Genomic DNA, 16,881 nt, shown 5'->3' with positions numbered 1-16,881 from the left:
GCGCCGATGAACAGTACGTACAATTATCACGGTTACACGATTGAGGTGCGATGCGAAGTCGATATCGGCCTCGCTGACGCCTGCACCCAGACCGCGAACAGCAGTCGGGGATACGTTGCCGTTGTGCAGGTCCGGATGGCCGACACGTCTTCGCTACTTTTCACTCCGGTTCGACTGGCAGGCGATCATGGAAAGCCGTTCGCCGAAAGTTTGGACGCGTTGCGTGCGGGGCGCGCAGCAGGACAGATCATCGTTGATGACCTGCTGCTGAGCGTCTCGATGTGCGATCTGCCATCACGGAACTAGCGGAGTGGCGCCTGCTCCGTTCAGCGTCGCTTTTTGCGCATCATTTCATGACCGGCGTACACGGCGAGCAGTACGCCGAACATCGTGGCGCTAATGGCCAAGGACTCATCGAACTTGCCGGAGCCACTCACGAATTTTGAGGCGAGTCCAAGGCCGACTCCAGCAGCCACCAATAAGACGCCTGCAATCACCCCCCAGACCGGCCCAGCCGGTACTTCGTCAAGATTCAGCATATCGCCCCCCGTAGTTGGTGGTTTTCCGATCATGTCGGTAAAAAAAACCTACGACAAGCCATGGGGAGAGAGTGGAACCAGCAATACGGGCATCGAGCGTGTTGCCGGTTTCTACTCCTTGAATCCTCTTGTCAGCAAACGCCGTCTCATCGTTTCACTGCCCTTGAGCCGGCTCGATGAGCATGTGTAAATCGACACCAGTCGTGGTGATCCAGGTTTCTGAGCAATTCCGCACGACGATGCTCGCGCCGATAGTGGCTCGCGACAGCGATCGCCGCGAGGGCCAGCACGAACGTCCCGATCACCATTCCAACCCATGATCCGTCCATCGTTGCCTCCGTCATTGTGTCCCGTCCTGGCGACGAACGGCGACCCCCACCGAGTCTGAGAGTGACGGTCGATTATCGCGCGGCCCCTCCCGCTTGAATAGACCAGGCGGGCGTTGCCGAATCGCCAGCTCCGCTTAACGAATTCGCGAGACCGCTTTCAGGACGGCACGGCCCTCAGCCGTCACCTGAATATGCCGATCATCTGACGCCAACGGATCGAAGGCGATCAGTTGGCGCTCCAGTAATGTGAAAAGCTCCTCGCGGTCAGATCCAATCTGATCCGGGGCGTCCCACACCATCATCAACGTGGTGATTTCGTGCGGGCTTAGCATCGTGAGCATAGGGGCCTCGCATCGAAACATTCGGGTTAGGGATGCATGCGCCGACACATGGCGGCACCACATCGCTGTGGTGCCAACAACAACGCGACGCAGGTCAATGACCGCGGCTGAAACGACGCAGTCAGCGTGCTCGTCGTAACGCCCGTGCGGGCCGGTGTGTGCCACGCAAGACGGTTAGAAGCGCGGAAGGCTGCGGGAATGAAATTCGACTTGCGATCCGACGATCTTCAACCATTCCGCGTGGCTGTTCGAGGCAATGGCAGCAAGTTGACCGCCATACGACAACGTGTTCTTCGTGCTCGACTCCAAGAGCTTCGTATGGTGTGCGATGGCTTGCTCCGGCGCCTGGTACGACAGCGCTTCAGACCAATATGACCGGCTTTCGGCAAGCGCCTGTCGAGCCGCCTGCAGGTTGAGCTGGATCATTTGCTCGCAACCTTGGAACGCCTGGTTCGCGAGCGCAAACATGGCGACCGCAGTGGCTTTGCTTGACGCAACCAGTTGATCCGGCGTGGAACCCGTCATTCGTACGCTCCCTTGTGTGGTTCGACGCAGACCTTGCATTTGCCCGCCGGAAAGGTACGCGGGCGGCAAGGGCAAGCTGGGCATCCCCGACTATTTCCCGTCAGAACACAATGTTCATTTAGTGGAAACATCATAACTTGATATGATTGAATCGGGGGTGCCGCCCTGTAAGTAGATGCCCCAGTTCCAAAACGTTCCCAGTCGCACCGATTGAACAGAGATGCGAAACGACAGGAGGCTCGGATCGTCCGACGTCCGTCACCCAACAATCCACTCGGCGTCGGTCGTTCCTGCACAAGACGTCGATCGCGCTGAGGGGCGACCAGCGAGCTGTGCCCCGCTGATGTCGAAGCCGTGAATCTTTGTCGCGATAGACAGTGACGCATTCTTCTGACCACAATGATGCAACCAAGTTTCTTGGTCGCCGCCTGCAGCCCGGACGCACGGGCGGTTGCCTCTTGCGGGCAGTCACCGAACTAAAAACGACGATGACATTGCCGGTCGATTCGTCGACGGGAGTTCTCCATGCCATACAAACACATTTCCAGCCACTTCGACGCGGAGCTGCAGCACCTGTCGTCCAAATTTCTCGAGATGGGGGGCATCGTTGAGTCGCAATTGAATGATGCGATCGCAGCGCTTAACCACTTCGACTCGAATCTGGTCGAGAAAGTCATTGCCACGGAGCATCGGCTCAACGAGATGGAAGTCGAGATCGACGCCGAGTGCTGCAACGTGATCGCGCGACGCCAACCCGCCGCATCCGACCTGCGTCTGCTGGTGGCGATCTCGAAGGGCATCACCAATCTCGAGCGCGCCGGCGACGAAGCGCGTAAGGTTGCGAAGCAGACCCGCCGTATTGCCCAAGAGAGCGCCGGCACGAAGATCAACATCGCAGAAATTCTGTTGTCCGGTCAGTTGGCCGCGGCCATCCTGCGCCATGCACTCGATGCCTTCGCACGCCTCGATACCAGCGCCGCCGCTCAAACCTTGCGCGAAGACGATGCGATCGATGACCAGTACCGCGGATTCATGCGTAAGTTGGTGACATACATGGCCGAGGATGCGCGTGTCATCTCCGCCGCGCTTGACTATCTGGCCATCGCATCGGCCATCGAACGCATCGGTGACCATGCGACGAATCTGGCGGAACTCGTCATCTATATCGTTAAGGGAACGGATGTCCGGCACATGCCACGCGAGCAAATCGAGCAAGAAGCCCTGCGCCAATAAAGCTCGCTGACGACGCGGCGACTTCGAGCGGTCGGTTGAATTAGCCAGAACTTGATCCGCAGACCCGGGCTCGCCGGTTGTCACCGCCCCTTGATCAGAAGCACGATAACCAGGATTACGACCAGCGCAGCAAGCCACTTCAAGCCGGTGAACACCTTGTCGAGCCGTTCCGTCAGCGCTCCGATGGGATTCCTGTCGTCCGTGCGCACCGGCACCTGCGCTAACCGGCCTTCTCCCGGCAGGCTGACTTTTGGGAGATCGATGGCGAGATACACGACATACCCGCCGGCAGTTGCTGGAGCCTCCACCGTACCACCGCCCTTGCCGGGCCTCAGAAACACGCGGAATCCGCCGGCAAGTGCGGCGCCAGACGGAACCGAAGTGTAGATGCCCCGCAGGCATAGCCCTGCCTTGACAGCAGTCACCCGTCCCGCCTCAACGCCGCCGGCAAGCGCCTGCATGCTGCTGGCGGGCACGTCGCACCATGCCCACCCTAATGTGGACGCTCGAGTGTCGCCTTCACCTTGGCAAGAGCGGTGCTTTATCAGACAGGCATCACCTCGGCGGCCTGTCGACCCTGCCGTTGCACCATTGATCGCCCACGGCGACCAGCTTTCCCTTCGCAAACTTGACTTCCAGCAGCTTCTCGCTCTCGAGCGCACGCCCGTTTTCGTCAGTCAGGCGGGCGATGATCTGCTTGCTGGCGATATCGATCACGTCGCCGCTTGACGGGTACATCCGCCGTCCGTCGATACTGCAACTGAGCCAACCGACGGAGGTGCGTGTAGCGATGGACCTCTCGTATTTGGGTGGCGTGCTCGTCGCGTCGAAGACGTGCACGAAGGCGTTCACGTCGGCGACCCATACCTCCCGTTCATCCGCGGTGAGTGCCACGCCGTGCGTGCATGCGCCCTTGTGATCGTGATGGTCCATCAGACATGGGTACTGGCTCGGGGCCCTCGCTTCGGCGATGACCTTGCCGGTTTGGAGATCGCCGACCGCGACACCGAGCAGGCCGTTCACGCTGGCGAAAACGCGTGTCTCCGCGCCATTGATCACGATCGGTCGGACGCGCCCGCTGAACGGGCCGATCTCGCCGACGATACGGGCGCGTCTCGCATCCGCGACGTAGATAGTCGGGCTCTCGGGCACCAGATAGACGCGATCGCCTCGTGGAGAAAAAACCGTATTGTGGCTGCGTGCCGCTGCCGGAATCACGGTGATCAGTTGACCGTTGAGTGCGCTGACGACATTCCAGGCGGGATGATCCAGCGCGGGCAAATAGAGGATCTGACTGTCCGGGGAGATGTCCGGCCGATCGCAACACCAGCCGTCATATGCCTGCATCCACAACAGCTTGTCGGTCTCGAGATCGAGTGCGATCAAACGGTTGGTCTCGGCGACATAAAGCATTCGCGTCGCCAGGCTTGCGACGATGCCCTTGGCGAGCTCCGGCGGCCGGTTTCGCAGGGTCGGCAGCGGGATGCGTTTGACGAATTTGAATCCATGATCAACGTCGAACACGACTATCCCGTCGCCGCCTTTCTCAAAGTGGTTTCCGACGCCCGGCACTGCCGCATAAAGGTAGGTTCCGTCCATGACGGGCGTGGAGTTCTCTTGGGCGTGGGTGTCTGGCGCCGCCGCGGCGAAAGCCAGGGCCGCAATCACCGTTGCCAGTCGACACGCATGTCGTGCCCACAAGTGCAGCAAGGCGCCAAATGGATTGCGCAAGTGAATCCCCTTCAATGATTCGTTGTTATCTCGCCATCAGCTTCCACTGTTCGACATTCCGGTCCCGTGCCTCCCGACTACTGGTCCAACAGGATGGGTCGCGCATCGTCGACAGCACTTGCCACGCATGTATCGTTCCCGCTTAGGTAATTCATTGCTTTGCGGGGATATACGAGGTTAAGCAGGGAGTGAGGATGGAAAAATCAACCGAATGCGTTTCAGAATTGAAACGCTTTGCCGCAAGGGGGATCTGCCCCCGTATAGGCCATTGCCGAATTCATTTGATGTAAAAATAGCTATACTGTTTGTACAGTATTGTCAAGATTGCGAACAACTATGAAGCACCGGGCCACCAGGGAAAAAGGCCAGGAAGTCCCCTCGTCGCGCAAGCGTGCAAGTGACAGGGAAATACCGGAGTCCGCTGCCGACAGGCAATCCGCTCCAGCGAAACCTGGAAAGAGGCGAACAGCGCATATTGAGGCAGATTCCGCGAACATTGCTCCGCATGGCAAGGAGCGTCTGACGAAGGAGAAGGTTGTACGCGACACCTTCACGATGCCGCGCTCGGACTACGAGAAAATTACGGTGCTGATCCAGCGGTGTCTCGACGCAGGCGTATCGGTGAAAAAGGGCGAGCTGCTTCGGGCTGCCCTGATTCTGCTGGCGTCCGCTCCGCAGAAGCACCTGCTTGAAGCCGTATCGGCGGTCGAAAGAGTCAAGACTGGCCGGCCACCAAAATCGCGTTAGATCGGTCTTGGGGTTGCTCGGACAGGGGCTTGCGAAGCGTCCCCGCCCGGCTCCTGGTTTCGGTTAAGGAGGAACTTCTCGTGTCAGACAAACACATCACCAGCCAATTCGACACGGACCTTCACCACATTTCGTCCAAGGTACTCGAGATGGGCGGGCTCGTTGAGTCGCAGTTGACCAATGCGATGCAGGCCCTCAGCCGCTTTGACCTGGAGTTGGTCGATCAAGTCATTGCCGTGGAGCATCGACTCAATGCGATGGAAGTCGAAATTGACGCGGAGTGCGGCAACATCATCGCGCGGCGCCAGCCGGCGGCATCCGATCTACGCCTACTGATGGCGATCTCGAAAGCCATTACCAATCTCGAGCGGGCTGGCGACGAAGCACACAAGATCGCGAAGCGGACTCGACGGATCGCGAATGACGATGCGGGCAAGACTATCGACATAGCGGAAATCCAGTTATCCGGTCAGCTGGCGGCAGCCATCCTCCATCACGCACTCGATGCATTCGCTCGACTCGATGTCGTCGCTGCCGCCCAGATTGTCCGCGAGGACGAAGCGATCGACGAGCAATACCGCGCTTTCGTGCGCAAGCTCGCGACGTATATGCCCGAACATCCCCGCAGCATCACCTCTGCGTTGGACTATCTGTCCATCGCGTCGGCCATCGAGCGTATCGGAGACCATGCAACGAATCTGGCGGAGCTCGTCATTTATGTCGCCAAGGGCACGGACGTACGCCACCTTTCCAAGGAGCAACTTGAGCGCGAAGCACTGCGTGATTGAGCACCGGGCAGCAAGGAAGACCGATCAAGGTCCGTAAGGACCCGTGGTCCGGGAATACTGGGCACGCCCCTGGGTCAACGTCAGATGAGCAATCGCTCGGCATCGAGGGCTCTGGGTCATGACATTTACGTTCACACTGATCGATCTGGCCGGATCCGTTGCGCTGCTGCTGTGGGGCACCCATATGGTTCAGACCGGCATCCAGCGTGCCCTCGGTGCCGGGCTGCGTTCCCTGCTCGGGCGGGCCCTGCATGGGCGACTGCGCGCCTTTCTGGCTGGATTGGGCGTCACCGCAGTATTGCAAAGCAGTACAGCGACCGGGCTCATGACCGCCGGCTTTGCCGCAGGCGGGCATGTCGAACTGGTTCCGGCGCTCGCTGTCATGCTCGGCGCAAATGTCGGTACCACACTAATCGTGCAGGTGTTGTCGTTCGATGTTGCGGCGGTCTCGCCTGCGCTGATACTCGTTGGCGTGCTGATGTTTCGCAAGGTATCGAATACGCGTGCACACGACCTGGGACGTGTGCTGATCGGCCTGGGCCTGATGCTACTCGCGCTGCACCAGCTGCTTGGTCTGATGACGGACTACGAGGATGCACCCAGTCTTCGCATGCTGCTGGGTGCGGCATCCACCGTGCCCCTCGTGGACGTGCTGCTGGCCGCGGGGCTGACCTGGGCCGCACATTCGAGCGTCGCGATCGTGCTGCTCATCATGTCGCTGTGTGCGCAGAACGTCGTGCCGCCTGATACTGCTTTTGCACTGGTGCTGGGCGCAAATCTCGGCACCGCGATCAACCCGGTGCTGGAGGGAACGGCGACAGCCGACCCCGCATCGAAGCGCTTGCCGATTGGCAACCTGCTCTCGCGGGCAGCGGGCGTCGTACTGGCGCTCGCGGCGCTCGGGCCGATCGGTCGTTTCATGGTTGTGATCGAGCCGGACAATGCGCGGGTGGTGGCCGATTTTCATACGCTGTTCAACCTGATTCTTGCCTGCCTTTTCCTGCCAGTCCTTTCTCCATATGCGGGACTGTTAGGGCGGCTGTTGCCGCAGCGCACGGACCCCACCGATCCGTCGCGGCCACTGTACCTGGATCCGGCCGCGCAGCAAATTCCGATGGTGGCGCTCGGCAACGCGGCACGTGAGGCACTTCGACTGGCTGATGTGCTCGGCGAGATGCTGGCAGGTACCCGCGCAGTCCTGGCCTTTGGTGATCGTAAGCTGATCGCGGAGACCCGCCAGCGCGACGACATCCTGGACAGTCTGAATACCGCAATCAAGACCTACCTGAGCTCGCTTGACACCGAGCAACTCGCTGAAAACGATCATCGGCGTTTGCACGAGATCCTGACTTTCGCCATCAACCTCGAGCAAGCTGGCGATGTGGTGGATCTGAATCTGCTCCCGCACGCCACAAAGCGCCTGAAGCGCGGGCTTGCGTTCTCGAAGGAAGGGGAAGCCGAACTACTGGCCATGCTGGACCGCCTGACGGCCAATCTGCGCACGGCAGCGTCGCTGTTCATGACCGAGGACACACGTATGGCACGCATGCTGGCTGACGAGAAGGTGACGTTCCGGGAGGCGGAATCGACAGCGACAGCGGCACACTTTGACCGACTGCGCTCCGGTAGCCTCGATAGCGCGCAGACGAGCGCGCTGCATCTCGATCTGCTCCGAGACATGACGCTCATCAATTCGCATATCGTGGCCGCGGCCGCCTACCCAATTCTTGAGCGTACCGGATCCTTGTTGCCCAGCCGGATTGCCACGGATGAGATGTAGTCCCGGCTTGCCGCTCATCGGTGCCTCGAGGCCGAAAGCATGACGAGCATGTGCGGTGCCTAACCCTGGGCAATCGTGCAGCGATCCTTCGTGAAAGTGACCAAAGTCATTGAGGCAGATCGCCCGACGCTGGCCGACGCGCTGCGACGGGAGCGTCCGCATGCCCAACGTGACGGACGGTTGTCGACGCGTCCAACACATTCCCGTCCGGTCCGGCTCGATGACAGTTTCCGCCAAGCGGACTTGTTTGAGTTCACGTTCGGCGGCCCGCCATAAAGTCCGTTTGCCGTCGGATGGCACCGTTTCAGCCGTGCAACAAATTCGACTGGAAATCGCCTCCCCACGGCGATCACTGACCGGTAATCCCTTGTCGTGTCGACGTCAGCACGAATGTTGCTCCGTACCGACTCGATAATCGAATCGCGAGCCTGCCTGGCCGAGCCTTACCGTGCCGGGTTCAAGTGCCGAACACTAGGAAAAAATCAAGAACGTGTGATGAAAAAAGGACGATTGCGATGAAACCGTTACGCCGTTGGCTCGCCGGTCTGCTTCTGCTCATTGCCTGCTTCCCCGTAGCCGTATATGCACAATCGCTCTCGCTTGGGGGCGGCGATCTGCGGGTGATGACCTACAACGCGGACGAAGGTACCGATTACCTGGAATTGGCGCGGGCATCGGGAACCCAGCAATTTCTCGTCGCCGTGGGACAGACGATCACCCAGGTGCGCGCGACCAATCCCGCCGAGCGCATGCAGGCGCTGGCGAAGCAGATCATCGCGGCCGGCCCGGCGCTGGTCAGCTTGCAGGAGCTGGACCAGTGGTCTTCCGGCCCGATCAATACGTCCACCTTGACGTGCGGGCCGACCACGGTGGAATTCGATATGGTGCAGGAACTGCTCAATGCGCTGACCGCTCAGGGAGGTCACTATCTCGTCGCTGCGCAGGCAACGCAGTATGCGTTTCCGCCGACACCGGGACTGATATTGCCTTCCACGTTCCTGTGCGTGCAGGTCGCCAATCAGATCGCGATTCTCGCCCGAACCGATCTGGAACCGTCGCGTTTCCAATGGTCCAATCCGCAGTCGGCGCCGTTCGTGGCCCATACTTCCTTCGCGACGCCGATCGGCACCATACCGTTGCCAAGGGCCTGGGTTTCCGTGGATGCCAAGTTCAACAACAGGGTGTTCCGCTTCATTGGCACCCATCTGGAATCGGTGGACCCGCATATTCGTGAGCTTCAAGGCGGCGAATTGCGTGCCGGTCCGGCCAATACACAGAAGCAGGTGATCCTGGCGATGGATTCCAATGCGCAAGCCGCTCCGCTGCCGCAGGACAGCACCTACACGGATTTCATTGCCGCCGGCTATCAGGATGCCTGGTCGGTGACTTATCCGCTCCTTCCCGGATTCACGTGCTGCCAGACGCAACTCGTGAATAACGCCGTATCCCAGCTATACGAGAGATCGGACTTGATACTGACTCTGGGTAACGTCAATGTGCAGAGGATCGCATTGTTCGGGACGAGTCAGGCGAGCAAGACCGCGAGCGGCTTGTGGCCGTCAGACCATGCAGGGGTCGCGGCACAACTCGTGGTGGAATGAACTGGCTCCAGTTCCGCTGACAACGGCAGCACGCTGACGTCCATCGGTCAATGCATGCCAGCCGCACGTTGTCGTTCGGGTTGGGCAAAGGTGGGGCGCGACAATCATCTCCACCGGTGTCACGGATCGGCACATTCGAGCCATTTCATGATCGGCGTAATCGAGCGCATTGACTCAGTTTTTTTGTTACCGAGCGAGCGTCTAGACGGCGACAATTATCTTGGCCGCGTCGTTGCCTCATGTAATTTGTTACCCGTCAGAATGCTCGCGGGGACGACTTATAACGAGGCGGCTTGGGTTTGCTGCGCATCGCGTAATAATTAATGTATACGTTTTCAGCGCCCAAAACCGCTGGACTCATGGTGTCTCGAGGCGCGAAGCACGCCGTCAGACCGCTCATATGGCGCGAAGCCGGCTTTGTTAGATAAGGAAACATTTGCCGAATTTCCATATACTCGCTGGCGTTGCGTTTGAAACGAGCTTGTCCCTTGCTTCGCCCGCAAAAAGCCAATCACGATCGTCGACTCACGTATGCATGAACCGCATCCAGACGCTAGTTGTCGCGCCTTCGCACCCACTTTCCCGGATGACGTCCGCGACGATGGGAGGAACCGTTCCGACGACGATCGTCGCGATCAGACCGGTTCGGCAGGGGATGCCGACAGTGCCCGTATCCTTGTCGTTGACGACAGCCACGAAATGCTGGACGTCTATCAGAAGATCCTGAATCCCGTTGAACACAAACGCCTGGAGCGGCTCGCGTCGCCTGAGACCAGCCTGTTCGGCGAGGTGAAGCCGCCGACACGCGTCCGGCCACGCCGTTTCGCGGTCGACCGAGTGGGCGACCGCCGCGTTGCCGTCGAGCGCATGCTCGAAGCCCGGGATGCGGGACGCCCCTATGCGATGGCCTTTGTCGATGTGCGCACGCCTCCGAGCTGTGACGGTGTCGAGACTGCCGAGGCACTGTGGAGCATAGACCCGGAAATGCATGTCGTCTTTTGTACGGCCTATGCGGATGATTCGTGGGATCAGATGCTCGAGCGCTTGGTGCATCCAGATCGATTCGTCATCTTGCGCAAGCCGTTCGACGTCACCGAGGTTCGCCAGTTGACCTATGCATTCTGCGAGCGTTGGCGCATCCGTCGCGAAGAGCAGGCACGCACGCGCGCACTCGTGGAGCGGCTGTCCGAAGAACGACTCGCAAACAAGCAGGCACTGGACGCCTCGGCGCGCCGCACGCAGCGCCTCCTTGACAGGATGGGCGACTCCGTTCTCGTCCTCGACAGGCAGTGGCGTGTGACCTCCGTCAGTGCAGCTGCGGAACAGTTTCTTGGCGTGCGAAGTGGCGAGTTGTCCGGGAAGAATTTTTGGGAGGCGATCCCGGGCTCCGAGTCGACGCAGATCTATCAAGCGAGCCTCGAGTCAATGAGCACACAAGCGCCGAAATCCGTCGACGCGTACTGCCCGCGACTCAATCGGCATGTAAACGTTTCAATCTGCCCGTACGATGACGAAGTCATTCTGTTCTTACAGGATGCTGCGGGCGCGCACCGCAATCGGCAAACCGACGGCGCTGACGGTGAGCCCGATTCGATGCCCCTCGGGTATGACGGTCTGACGGGCTTACCGGATCGCCTTTCCGGGCTACGCTACCTTAACCACGCGGCTGCAAAGGCACTGCAGCGCGGCGTGTCACTCGCTGTCGCGCTGTGCAATCTCGATCGATTCGCAGAGATCAATGAGATCGCGGGTTACACGGAGGCAGACGAGCTGCTTGCGCAGCTTGGGCGACGCTTGCAGGCGCAATTTGACGGGAACGGGTTCATTGCGCGTATGAGCGGAGACGAGTTTCTCGTTGTCTTCGAAGACGAACGCGTCGCAGGCATGCAGGCATCTCTGCGCAGGCTGCAACAGGAGATTGCGGCGCCTTTCGCGACCGGGAGTATGCGGCTCGAAGTCCACGCAAGCATCGGAATGGCCTATCGCGCAAGCGAAGCCGATGAGCCGGATGAGCTTCTGCGCAAAGCAACAATCGCTTTGGCGCAGGCGAAATCTGCAGGTGGCGGAGTCGTTCGCGCATACGACGAAGAATCGACAAGCGACCGCCGCGATAAGGTGCAGCTGCGTCACGAGATGAAACAGGCCCGCGCCACGGATGAGTTCGAGCTTTTTTACCAGCCGCAGGTGGCGCTCTGCGATGGGCGCGTGACGGGCGCCGAAGCGTTGATACGCTGGCGTCATCCGAAGTGGGGCTTGATTTCGCCCGGGGATTTCATTGCGCTAGCGGAGGAATCGTCGCTTATCGCGCGTATCGATGCGTGGGTGATCGACCGGGCGTGCCGGCAGCTCGCTGAGTGGATCCGCAGCGACTGTCTATCGCAGGAGTTCGTTTTGTCCGTCAACGTTTCGGCTCGCGTGCTCTGCGAAGAAGGCTTTCAGGCGATGATCGCCGAGGCCCTTGATCGCCATGGCATACCCGCGCGGCGCTTCGAACTCGAGATCACGGAGACGATGATGATGCAGAACCTCGAGAACGCCGTGTCCTCGCTGAGTGCGCTCAAAACGTTAGGCGTGCGCGTCGCGCTCGACGACTTCGGCGTGGGTTATTCGAACCTCGACTATGTCGATCATTTCCCCGTCGACAAATTGAAAATCGATCGGACCTTCATTCGTAACCTCGGAAAAGACGCCCAGGGTCTGTTGCTGGTCGACGCCATTATCAAGCTCGGCAAATCGCTGAACTTGCGCGTGGTCGCCGAAGGCGTCGAAACGGAGGCGCAAAAAGCATTTCTCGCTGACAGCGGTTGCGACCTCGTTCAAGGCTATCTAACGGGGCGTCCCGTCACCGCAGACGCATTCGAGCGGTTCATTGGAAGTGCTTGAAGGGCAACGGAAAACAACCCGGCGCTTGTCAAGTTCGTGCCGCTCATGAGTGCGACCGTGTGGAACTGGTCGACCGCCAAGTGGGCCACCAGCAAGGCGTACCAGGCATTCGGCTTTCGCGTGGGCGAGACGCGCCTTTCGGGCCGGTGCGTGCGCCAGACTGAGAGTGTCCGGCGAGCGAGCAGCGCTTCACTGTCAAGCCGACCGCGCACGCCGCTTTTTTCACGCCTTGGCTTCGTTTCGAAATTGAAACGCGCAGCGCGAACATGTCCGCGCGCCGCTGCAAGAGCAAGGTAAGCCGGGCGGTGGCGTGGGATACTCTTTAGAACTGTCCAACCGGCCGCGCGGCATCATCCCAACTGAAGATGATCAGTTTGGTCGACGCCCGTCCCTCCGCCGACCGTGTACTGGATCTCTACGGTTTCGATGCGAAACCAATCGGATACTGGGCGTCCACCCTCTGAAGCCCATCGCGACCGTATCCGTGGACGATTACAGCCAGAAGGGAGCAGAGAACGCTCTCTCTGCGTCCGCAGATCTTCAGATCTGGCCTCGCCAACGTCAAATTGGCACGTCGGAACGACGGGAAGACCAGTCAGGAAGTGGTTGATTTGATTGATTATTGTTTGGGGGGCGGAGCGCTAACCCTTGTCGCAGCTAGATCGGTCTACCCCGGCAAACTGCATCAAAATCAAGGGGACCCCGGGATCGCACAGCGCCTACAGCGCCGTCGACCCGTGCGCGTGTCGACGGTGGCCACCGATCGCACTGAAGCAATCGCCCTCCGTGTCGGCATCCTGAAGGCCCATCATCCCGACTGGGACCGCGAGCGCTGCTACGACGTCGCCTGCAGCGAACTCGAATAGCGGGCCATGCCCCATCTCTCTCAGCGAACATCATCGCGGTTGCCCGTCGCCAACTGCTGACCATGCATCGGCGCGCGCGCACGCGATCGACGCGCGGCCATCGTGCCGGTCGAGCGCGGCGCAATCTCCCACAGACTGCTACCTTGGAGCAACTTATCCACAGATTTCGATCGCGCACAGCGGGGCAGCCGCGTGTGCGGTTGTACCTTTCGTGCATTTTCTGGCGGTTTTGACACAAAATATCTTGTGATTCAACGACTTGTAAATCAGCAAATTTCGTCAAGGCCGTGAGGCCGCAAAGGCTTGCAGTAAGCGCCTCTGCGAGCGGTCACCGCCAGAGTTCGCACGATTCGAACGAATACCCCAAGTTGCGCTGGGACGGTTTCTGGGCCAGTCTCAATGAATGTTTTCTGTACAACATTGAGCCTTTCAACGGATGCTTCGTCGTTGGCCTCGTCAGCAGAGGTGGCGGCCAACTATGAAGGTGGCGTCCGACCTGGAGATAACGGGCAATTCGATGCGATGAGTCTCTGCCGCAACGTCTTCATTAACCAATCTTGCGCTCGCATCGGAGATGCGCGAAGCGGGCCGGCGTTGCCTGTCCTGGCACCTCCACATCATACGGCTCCGCATAGATCTGTGCCGCAGCACCATTCGCCCTTCGCGTCGGGTTGAGCTTCAAGGACAGCTCTAAATATGCATTGGTTGTTCGGGAGTATTTTGATCGAGATGCGCTCGATTTTTCTGATATTTTCCGGCTGATGCTGGATGTTTAGCAGGATATTTTCCAGTTGCCACGAGACGCAGACTACTAATGTTTCACACGGCAGCGCTTATTGTGGCATTGCAGAAACCTCGCTTGGCAGATCCCTTCGGCTCCATAGCGGCGCGACGAGGGCGGACTAGTGGCCGCCGACACAACGCGGGCGCGATATGTTTGGAGGAAACCCGGGCCTGCTCCCCCCAACTCCTTCACTCCTTTTGCTATGATCTCGCGAGGAGATAATCGGGGCGCTGGGGGCAGATTGAAAGCAATTTTTGTTCACCTTTCCGACATCCACTTTGGCCAGGAAAAGAACGGTGGCGATTTCGCAGTAAACAACGACGCTAAGCGGTGTCTGGTTGAGGATGCACGCGCGGAAGTGGCGAAGCTCGGGGTCAAGGCCTCGGGCGTGATCGTAACCGGCGATATCGCGTATTCGGGAAAGGAAGGCGAATACGTAATTGCTGCCCACTGGCTGGGCGAACTGACTGACGCTATTGGTTGCGAGCGGGTCAACGTCCAGATGGTACCGGGGAATCATGATATCGACAGGGATAAAATCTCTGTCCCGATTGAGTGCGTCTTGGCACAGATTCGTGAAAATGGAGATGCTTTTCTTGACCGACTTCTAGATAGCGCGGAGGGGTGCGATTTTCTCTATGGACGGTTCGAGGCTTACCGCAACTTTGCGTTGGACTACGAGTGCGAGCTTGATCTCAATGGACAGATGTCCAGTGGGGGTCGCGTCGAGCTGGCGAAGGGCCGAAGTATTAAATTTGTGCGTCTGAATTCGGCTCTCATCTGTTCTCGCAAGGACGATGAGGGGAAGTTGATCCTTGGCAAGCGGCAACAAGTCCTGCCGGAGGAGGACGGGGTGGAGATCATCGTCCTGGTTCACCACCCGCTCAACTGGTTCCGGGACTCCGGGAAGGCCCGCAATTATCTTCGCAATCGTGCGCGCGTCCTGATTTCCGGTCACGAGCACTTTCCGAAGCTACACGTCGATGCCGTCGAGGCTGGGCGCGATTTGCTGATGCTGGCTGCTGGCGCGACGAATCCGGAAAAGGTGGTCGAGAACTACACGTACAAGTACAACATTCTCGTTTTCGAATGGGATGAGGGGGCTGACGCGCTCGCAGTGACGATTAATCCGCGGACGTGGGATGACAACTTGACGCGTTTCAGGCGCGACGATGCGTTTATGGACGGAAGAGACGAGCGGCAGGTCCTTGCTTCTCCGAACTTCCGTCGCGCTCCACGACCGAACGTCACACAACCTTCGGATCAGTCAGTTTCCGACTCAGCGCTGGAGGTTGAACCGATTGTCGTTGCATCCGCAATCGGATCACCGGCTGACGTGATGGTCAGCGCGACCGATCCGGCAGAGTCAGCGCCCGATGTTCAGCCGCCTCCAACGGTGGACCAGCGACTTCTCCAACTTAGATTCTTCCAAGAACTGACTGAAGGCGAAAGATTGAAGGCGCTCTTGGAACTTGGGGCGATACTGCCGGAGTTTTGTGGGCGGCTTGATCATTCGATGGAGCGTCGTTTGTTCAGGATGTTAATCAAGAAAGGGAAGGCTCAGGCAATCGTGGAACGACTCGATACGGCTGACGCAAAAAGGCGCGGAGACACACAATGAGCATAATGGCCAAATATGCCCGGATGTTTTGGGCGGAACCGACTGATGCAGACGTGGCGGCACGCAACCGGTCTGTTGCGAAGTTGTGCGCAGAATTCTGCGCGCTCGACTCGCGCAAGGCGATAGCTATTGCAGCAGCGCTGGTTGACGCTTTGGCGGGGATCCCGCTTCCCCCGGATTTTTCAGTGGTCGTTGAGAAGGCGATCAGTGACGAAAGCCCGGCATTCCAGATGTCCGGCAACGAACTGCAGGGAGCGGTCTGTGCAGCTGTCGCGGCGTTGGATCTGGCTCGCGCTGTGCCCTTGAAGGCGCGCGGATGGTCAACTCCGGATGTATTGGCAGCGGCGTTATGGTCGGGCTTGGCATTGCAGCCTCCCTTCGACAATGCCCATGTCGAAGGGTTGCGCATGGATCTTCTGGATGCGTGCCGGGACCGAGTTCGGACTGTTGCCAAGCAGGCAAGAGCCAGGCAGCAAGTACCCGACGTCGGAAAACTCACTATCCCCGAAGAACCTGTCGGATCAAGAGCGCAAACTGCGTACAAGCGAGCGACGGAGCCGGTCATCAAAGCGCTCAAGGAAAACGCTGATCTTGATCGCGAAGAAATCGACTTCCTATGGTGGGCGCTTGGCGACCATAGCGGTCTGTTCGACTGCCCGCTTGTTGAGAAGGCTCCCTTCAGTCGAGCGATAGCTGTCGGAATCGAAGGGGCATCGAAGCTTCGCCGTTTGCCAAGCGATGGGCATCGCCACGTTGTTCTTCGTCAAATAGGTGAGTCCGAATCGCTCACCTTGGAGAGTCTCGTCGGAAAGCTCGCTGAAGACAAGGCACAGTTGGCAGACGGCTTCGCTGGTACGTGGGCGATGGCGCATCCGGCGGTCTTTCCATTGATCAGCGCGCTGCCGGCCGACGCGAAGCTGCGAGAGTCGTCAGTATCACTCGATGCTCGGGGTTGGGGCGCTCGCGCCTTACTGGAGGCCGCCATCATTCACCTCGAGGATAAACTGGGTGGCACAACATGATGCGGGGGCCTTGCAAAGACGCGACCTGCACCTTCAATCTGACGAAGGCGTGCGTCCGCGGGAATCCTCCGGACGAATGTACGCACCGTCC

Annotated in this window: 14 protein-coding genes; 9 read left to right on the top strand and 5 right to left on the bottom strand. The window is 59.3% G+C overall.

What is annotated here, in order from left to right; all coding sequences use genetic code 11:
• Positions 1-6: 6 nt before the first annotated feature.
• On the top strand, positions 7-306 hold the full coding sequence (locus G3N94_RS04020; RefSeq protein ID WP_205790868.1) for a hydrogenase maturation factor: 300 nt from the start codon (positions 7-9) through the stop codon (positions 304-306).
• Between the two features lie 20 nt (positions 307-326).
• On the opposite strand, the gene G3N94_RS04015 is transcribed toward G3N94_RS04020, so the two are convergent.
• From G3N94_RS04015 to phaP, 3 genes are all read right to left on the bottom strand, one after another.
• A complete protein-coding gene (locus G3N94_RS04015) occupies positions 327-539 on the bottom strand; it encodes a hypothetical protein (protein WP_205790802.1) in 213 nt (70 codons plus the stop codon).
• Between the two features lie 463 nt (positions 540-1,002).
• On the bottom strand, positions 1,003-1,200 hold the full coding sequence (locus G3N94_RS04010; protein ID WP_205790867.1) for a hypothetical protein: 198 nt from the start codon (positions 1,198-1,200) through the stop codon (positions 1,003-1,005).
• 183 nt (positions 1,201-1,383) lie between these two features.
• Positions 1,384-1,734 (bottom strand): TIGR01841 family phasin, encoded by a 351-nt coding sequence (phaP, locus tag G3N94_RS04005; RefSeq protein ID WP_205790801.1) that lies wholly within the window; start codon positions 1,732-1,734, stop codon positions 1,384-1,386.
• Between the two features lie 525 nt (positions 1,735-2,259).
• Here phaP and phoU (G3N94_RS04000) point away from each other — a divergent pair.
• Positions 2,260-2,967 carry a phosphate signaling complex protein PhoU gene (phoU, locus tag G3N94_RS04000; protein WP_205790800.1) on the top strand — a complete coding sequence of 236 codons (708 nt, stop codon included), beginning with the start codon at positions 2,260-2,262 and terminating at the stop codon, positions 2,965-2,967.
• Positions 2,968-3,047: 80 nt separating this feature from the next.
• Here the strand turns inward: phoU (G3N94_RS04000) and G3N94_RS03995 are convergent, their stop codons facing one another.
• On the bottom strand, positions 3,048-3,428 hold the full coding sequence (locus tag G3N94_RS03995) for a hypothetical protein (protein ID WP_241021564.1): 381 nt from the start codon (positions 3,426-3,428) through the stop codon (positions 3,048-3,050).
• Positions 3,429-3,522: 94 nt separating this feature from the next.
• Positions 3,523-4,698, bottom strand: a complete 1,176-nt coding sequence (locus G3N94_RS03990; protein WP_205790799.1) for a hypothetical protein — start codon at positions 4,696-4,698, stop codon at positions 3,523-3,525.
• Positions 4,699-5,034: 336 nt separating this feature from the next.
• Between G3N94_RS03990 and G3N94_RS42180 the strand changes: the two genes are divergently transcribed.
• The 7 genes from G3N94_RS42180 (at position 5,035) to G3N94_RS03955 (ending at position 16,790) form a co-directional block, all read left to right on the top strand.
• Positions 5,035-5,445 carry a hypothetical protein gene (locus G3N94_RS42180; protein ID WP_241021563.1) on the top strand — a complete coding sequence of 137 codons (411 nt, stop codon included), beginning with the start codon at positions 5,035-5,037 and terminating at the stop codon, positions 5,443-5,445.
• A gap of 80 nt (positions 5,446-5,525) precedes the next feature.
• Positions 5,526-6,233, top strand: a complete 708-nt coding sequence (gene phoU, locus G3N94_RS03980) for a phosphate signaling complex protein PhoU (protein WP_205790798.1) — start codon at positions 5,526-5,528, stop codon at positions 6,231-6,233.
• A 118-nt stretch (positions 6,234-6,351) separates the two neighbouring features.
• Complete coding sequence (locus tag G3N94_RS03975) at positions 6,352-8,013, top strand: Na/Pi cotransporter family protein (protein ID WP_205790797.1); 1,662 nt, start codon at positions 6,352-6,354, stop codon at positions 8,011-8,013.
• A gap of 515 nt (positions 8,014-8,528) precedes the next feature.
• Positions 8,529-9,614 (top strand): hypothetical protein, encoded by a 1,086-nt coding sequence (locus G3N94_RS03970; RefSeq protein WP_205790796.1) that lies wholly within the window; start codon positions 8,529-8,531, stop codon positions 9,612-9,614.
• A gap of 531 nt (positions 9,615-10,145) precedes the next feature.
• Positions 10,146-12,497, top strand: a complete 2,352-nt coding sequence (locus G3N94_RS03965) for an EAL domain-containing protein (protein ID WP_205790795.1) — start codon at positions 10,146-10,148, stop codon at positions 12,495-12,497.
• Positions 12,498-14,388: 1,891 nt separating this feature from the next.
• Positions 14,389-15,768, top strand: coding sequence for a metallophosphoesterase (locus G3N94_RS03960; protein WP_205790794.1), 1,380 nt, complete (start codon positions 14,389-14,391; stop codon positions 15,766-15,768).
• Positions 15,765-16,790 (top strand): GTPase-associated system all-helical protein GASH, encoded by a 1,026-nt coding sequence (locus tag G3N94_RS03955; RefSeq protein WP_205790793.1) that lies wholly within the window; start codon positions 15,765-15,767, stop codon positions 16,788-16,790. Before G3N94_RS03960 ends, G3N94_RS03955 begins: the two co-directional genes overlap by 4 nt.
• Positions 16,791-16,881: the final 91 nt, after the last annotated feature.

It is taken from the genome of Burkholderia sp. Ac-20353 (genome assembly GCF_017104785.1).
Taxonomy (GTDB): domain Bacteria; phylum Pseudomonadota; class Gammaproteobacteria; order Burkholderiales; family Burkholderiaceae; genus Burkholderia.
This window is presented reverse-complemented; position numbering and strand designations above follow the sequence as displayed.